The sequence below is a fragment of the Parafrankia sp. Ea1.12 genome, from assembly GCF_900465275.1.
Classification (GTDB): Bacteria; Actinomycetota; Actinomycetes; order Frankiales; family Frankiaceae; genus Parafrankia; species Parafrankia soli.
Genome location: NZ_UBIZ01000480.1, coordinates 1 through 4523, shown reverse-complemented (window position 1 = coordinate 4523; position 4523 = coordinate 1). Strand labels below are relative to the sequence as shown.

Annotated in this window: 4 protein-coding genes; 2 read left to right on the top strand and 2 right to left on the bottom strand. The window is 68.4% G+C overall.

Going from position 1 to position 4523, the window contains the following annotated elements; translation table 11 throughout:
* Nucleotides 1–807: 807 nt before the first annotated feature.
* Nucleotides 808–1491 (bottom strand): response regulator transcription factor, encoded by a 684-nt coding sequence (locus FMEAI12_RS28880; RefSeq protein ID WP_112108547.1) that lies wholly within the window; start codon nucleotides 1489–1491, stop codon nucleotides 808–810.
* The gene (locus FMEAI12_RS28875) at nucleotides 1488–2702 is read right to left on the bottom strand and encodes a sensor histidine kinase (RefSeq protein WP_112108546.1); all 1215 of its coding nucleotides are present in this window, start codon (nucleotides 2700–2702) and stop codon (nucleotides 1488–1490) included. Before FMEAI12_RS28875 ends, FMEAI12_RS28880 begins: the two co-directional genes overlap by 4 nt.
* A 180-nt stretch (nucleotides 2703–2882) precedes the next feature.
* On the opposite strand from FMEAI12_RS28875, the gene FMEAI12_RS28870 reads away from it, so the two are divergent.
* Nucleotides 2883–3608 (top strand): ABC transporter ATP-binding protein, encoded by a 726-nt coding sequence (locus FMEAI12_RS28870; protein ID WP_235014728.1) that lies wholly within the window; start codon nucleotides 2883–2885, stop codon nucleotides 3606–3608.
* A complete protein-coding gene (locus FMEAI12_RS28865) occupies nucleotides 3605–4339 on the top strand; it encodes an ABC transporter permease (protein WP_112108544.1) in 735 nt (244 codons plus the stop codon). The genes FMEAI12_RS28870 and FMEAI12_RS28865 overlap by 4 nt, the downstream gene beginning before the upstream one ends.
* Nucleotides 4340–4523: the final 184 nt, after the last annotated feature.

Here is a 4523-nt window from a genome sequence, read left to right as displayed (position 1 = left end):
CCACCCCCCGCATGGCGGCCACGGAGGGCCATACCTCCATCTCCCATGGAGCACCGCTCCAGAAGATCCCTGTCTATCTCAAGATCAGAGTCTCCCTTCACGCTCGTGGCGCAAGATCAACGAATACCGCAACGCCGCCTGACGACCTCCACAGGCGATCACCCGGGCTACAAAAGAGCAGCTCACAGGCCGCACCCGGATTTTGGAGCCCAACAGCCACCGGCTGGGTGTGATCCCCGAAAGGGTGCTGTGGCTATGACCTACGCGGCGCGCGACAGCCAGACCGCCGCTGTTCGCCGTGCGCGCCTGCTGCGGCGACTGGCCGCCCGACCGCCATCGCAGCGACGCCCCGTCGATGATCCGCCCCTGGAGCGGCGGTGAAGTAGCCAGGCGACCATGCGGGCAGTCCTCGCAATGGCTGCCCCTACGAGGATTGCAGTCGACAGAAGCCAATCGTCGAATACGGCAGCATACATATCCGCCCTTACAGACAAAACGAAGCGGGCGAGCCCTTACCTCCGGGATCGTCGCACACGTCGCGGCGCACTGAGTTCGCCGTCGAACAGCGTTCAGAAATTTCGAATCAGCGCACTTCCGCGGTCGGGCAGAGCTGGTCGCGGCGGGCCGCGTAGTCGGCGAGCATTTTTACGGTCGTGAGGTGGAGGGGGGCACTTTAAGAGTGCGGCCTTTATTGCCGGTCACGGTCAGCTGGGCGGTGTCCCAGCCGACGTCGCCGCGGTCGAGCCCGAGCGCCTCGCCGATCCATCCACTGGCGGCGTGCACCAGCCTGCCGTGTCCCTCGAGGGCTCAGCAGCTTTCGACTGTCCGATCTTTGTCGCCGGGCGAGACGAAGCCGGTTTCGTAGGCGAGGGTCACGAGTTGTGCGCGGTCGCGGCGGTCGAGTTTGGCGAGGATGTTGCTGATGTGGGTTTTGGCGGTGAGGGGGCTGATGAGGAGTCGGCCGGCGATCTCGGCGTTGGTGAGGCCGCGGGCGACGAGGCGAAGGATGTCGCGTTCCCGGTTGGTGAGGGTCGCCAGCGTCGCGGGGGGCACGCTTGGGTCGCGGCGGGCGGCGAACTCGGTGATCAGCCGGCGGGTCACGGACGGTGCGATCAGTGCATCGCCGGCTGCGACGACGCGGATAGCGTGGAGCAGTTCGCGGGGTCCGGCGTCTTTGAGGAGGAAGCCACTGGCTCCGGCCCGCAGTGCTGTGTAGACGTACTCGTCCAGGTCGAATGTGGTGAGGATGAGGACCCGGGTGCGGGTGAGGGTCGGGTCGGTGCTGATGAGGCGGGTTGCTTCCAGTCCGTCGAGAACGGGCATGCGGATGTCCATCAGCACCACATGCGGAAGCACTCGCCGGGCGATGTCGACGGCCTGGCGTCCGTTGCTGGCCTCACCGGCCAGCACCAGCCCGCTCTCGGCCGCGACGAGGGCGGCGAAGCCGCCGCGTACCGCGGCTTGGTCGTCGGCGATCAGAACGCGCGTCATGTGACTGCCGGTGCTGGGCGGTAGGGCAGCTCGGCGGACACCCGGAATCCGTGCGGTATCCGGGTCGCCGCGAGAGTTCCGCCGATCGCTGCCGCTCGTTCGGTCATCCCGATGATTCCGACTCCGGCACCAACCTCGCTCTTGCCGGCAGCCCCGGCTGCGGCCGCGGTGTCAGTGCCCGTCCCGACGCCTATTCCCGCAGGCTCGGTCGGGTTCTCGATGGTGATGAGCATCTGCGTCGCGGTAAAGGTGAGGCCGACCTGTGCGGATGCGCCGGGGGCGTGGCGGCGGACGTTGGTCAGTGATTCCTGGACGATCCTGTAGGTCGCGAGACCGACCGCATCCGGTATCCGTTCGGGCTGCTCACCCTGTACTCGGACGGTGACGTCGAAGCCGCTGTCGCGGAGCCGGGCGACGAGGTCGTGAATGGTTTCGACGGCGGGAGTCGGTTCGAGTGGCGCTCTGGCAGGGCCGCTGTCGGAGTCGCGATCGCGCAGGACTCCGACGACGGCCCGGATCTCGTCGAGGGCGTCGCGGCTGGCGTCGGCGATCGTCGCGAGGGCCGCTCGGGCGTGTCCGGCCTTGTCGTCGAGCAGGTGCGCCGCGACGCTGGCCTGGACGTTGATGGTCGTCAGGGTGTGTGCGACGACGTCGTGCAGGTCCCGGGCGATCCGTAGCCGTTCCTGCTCGATGAGCCGCCGTGCTTCCTGCTCACGGGACTGTTCGGCGAGTTCGACGCGCTCCAGCAGCAGCGACACGTAGGAACGGCGGGTCCGCAGTGTGTCGGCGGCGAGCATCGGTATGGCAACGAGAGCGGCGTGGCCGAGAGTATGCGGGGCGATGGTGGCCGGGCTGGTGAGGAAGAGGTCGGTGGCGAGGATCGCGGCGACGGCCGCGAGCGCCGCGACGACCTGATGGGCCCGGCCGCGGCGCAGTCCCACCGAGTACAGCGCCGCGGCGGGTGCGAAGACGGCCGCGGCGCCGGCCGCGGGCTCGATGGTACACAAGCCGAGAACGAGGCCACCGGTAACGGCGAGTGTGATCACAGGAGCGCGGTGGCGTGCCGCCAGAGCCGCGGCTGCGGCCAGTCCCAGTGGTAGCGCCGTGTGGACGGTTTCGGTCTGCGCACGAACGACGATTCCGGCGGTGATCACGGCACCGACCAGGATCGGGACGGCGGCGTCCACAGCGGAGATCTGCCCGCGTCCCATGAGCCGAATCTAACCGCGCCCTGCCCGGCGCGCATACGCCTACAGGAGTAGACGACCCGCTTCCCACGGCCGATGCCACCGCACCCTGGTACCGACACGATCGGTGCCGGACAGACAACCAGACATCACCGTGAGGAGTTGCGCATGGACCACCGGACCGGCGATGTGAGGCCCACAGCCTTGGCGTCGACCCACGACGCGATCGTCAGCGTGCGCTCGCTGAGTAAACGCTACGGCGACACCGTCGTGCTCGACGACCTGACCTTCGCCTTGGAGAAGGGAACCGTCACCGGATTTCTCGGCCCGAACGGAGCAGGGAAGACCACAACACTTCGGCTTCTGCTCGGCCTGGCCACGCCGAGTTCCGGCGAGGCCCTCATCCTCGGCCATCCATATCAGGACCTGGGTAGTCCCGCGAGGCAAGTCGGTGCGGTGCTGGACGTTCATGACCTTCACCCCGCCCGCTCCGGCCGCGAGCACCTGCGTGTCCTCGCGCTGGCCGCCGGGATCCCCGATACCCGCGTCGAGGAGGTGCTTGCCATGGTCGAGCTCGACGCGGCGGCTGACCGACGGGTGCGGACCTACTCCCTGGGGATGCGTCAGCGGCTCGGGCTCGCCGGAGCCCTTCTCGGTGAACCCCGCCTACTCGTCCTCGACGAGCCTGCGAACGGCCTCGATCCAGCAGGGATGCAGTGGCTGCGCGCGATGCTGCGCGGATTCGCCGAGCGGGGCGGGGCAGTCCTCGTCTCCAGCCACGTCCTCGCCGAGGTCAGTCAGACCGTCGACCAGGTACTGATACTCCACCGAGGTCGGCTGGCAACACAGGGTCGGCTCGATCAGCTGACCGCGGACGGGCAGACGCTCGAAGAGGTCTACCTCGCCGTCACCTCCGAGGTGGCCGCGTGAACACCGTCCTCGCCGCCGAACTGCGCAAGCAGCGCTCGACCCGCACCGACCTCACCCTGCTGCTGACCCTGCTCGGTCTCGGCCTGTTCGCGGTGGCCCTCCATGCGTTCAGCCTCAGCCCAGACCAGCTGGTAACCGTCACAGATCAGATGCGGGTGTTCGGCTGGGGAGTCCTCGCAGCCCTGTTCGCCGGGATCGGCGGCGCGATGACCATCGCCACCGAGTTCCGTCATGGAACGATCCGCTCGACGTTCCTCGTCACCCCGCGGCGAGGACAGGTCCTGACCGCCAAGCTCGGCGCGAGCGCCCTCACCGGGGCAACGTTCGGGTTCGCCGTGGAACTCGTCGCCATCGTCGTCGGAAGCTCTGTCCTCGCTGGTCGTGGCATCGACATCGCCCTCGCCCACCCCGATGTCGTGCGTCTCCTTCTTGGCGGGGCCCTGGTGGGCGCGCTGTGGGCCGCCTTCGGTCTCGGTCTGGGCGCGATCCTGCGTAATCAGGTCACCGCCCTGGTTGGTCTGGCCACCTGGCTGCTGTTCATCGAGAACCTGCTGATCGCCTATATTCCCGACGTCGGACGGCTCGCCCCCGGCCAGGCCGGCTTCGCTCTGATGGGGCAGGACCCCGACATCCTGCTCCCACCGGCCGTCGGCGCCCTCGTACTTGCCGCTTGGTCGGCGCTCGCGGCCACCGCCGGTCGCGTCCTCACCACGCGGCGCGACGTGCCCTGACCGGCCTGAGTCAGGCGCTGCTCCAGCTTGTGGGTGCGGGGTCCCCGACGCATCGATGAACCCGGACGGCGAACGTTAGCTGGCCCGGTAGATGAGGGGCTGGGTGTCCGCGTCGGCGTGACCGGCTGGGGCGAAGTCGGTGTCGGTGTCGATGTCGGTCGAGGGGGATGCCGAGCCTGGGGGG

What these genes read in the sequence shown, in the direction of transcription:
- FMEAI12_RS28880 (WP_112108547.1), bottom strand. Translation starts at nt 1,491, where the DNA reads ATGACGCGCGTTCTGATCGCCGACGACCAAGCCGCGGTACGCGGCGGC.
- FMEAI12_RS28875 (WP_112108546.1), bottom strand. Translation starts at nt 2,702, where the DNA reads ATGGGACGCGGGCAGATCTCCGCTGTGGACGCCGCCGTCCCGATCCTG.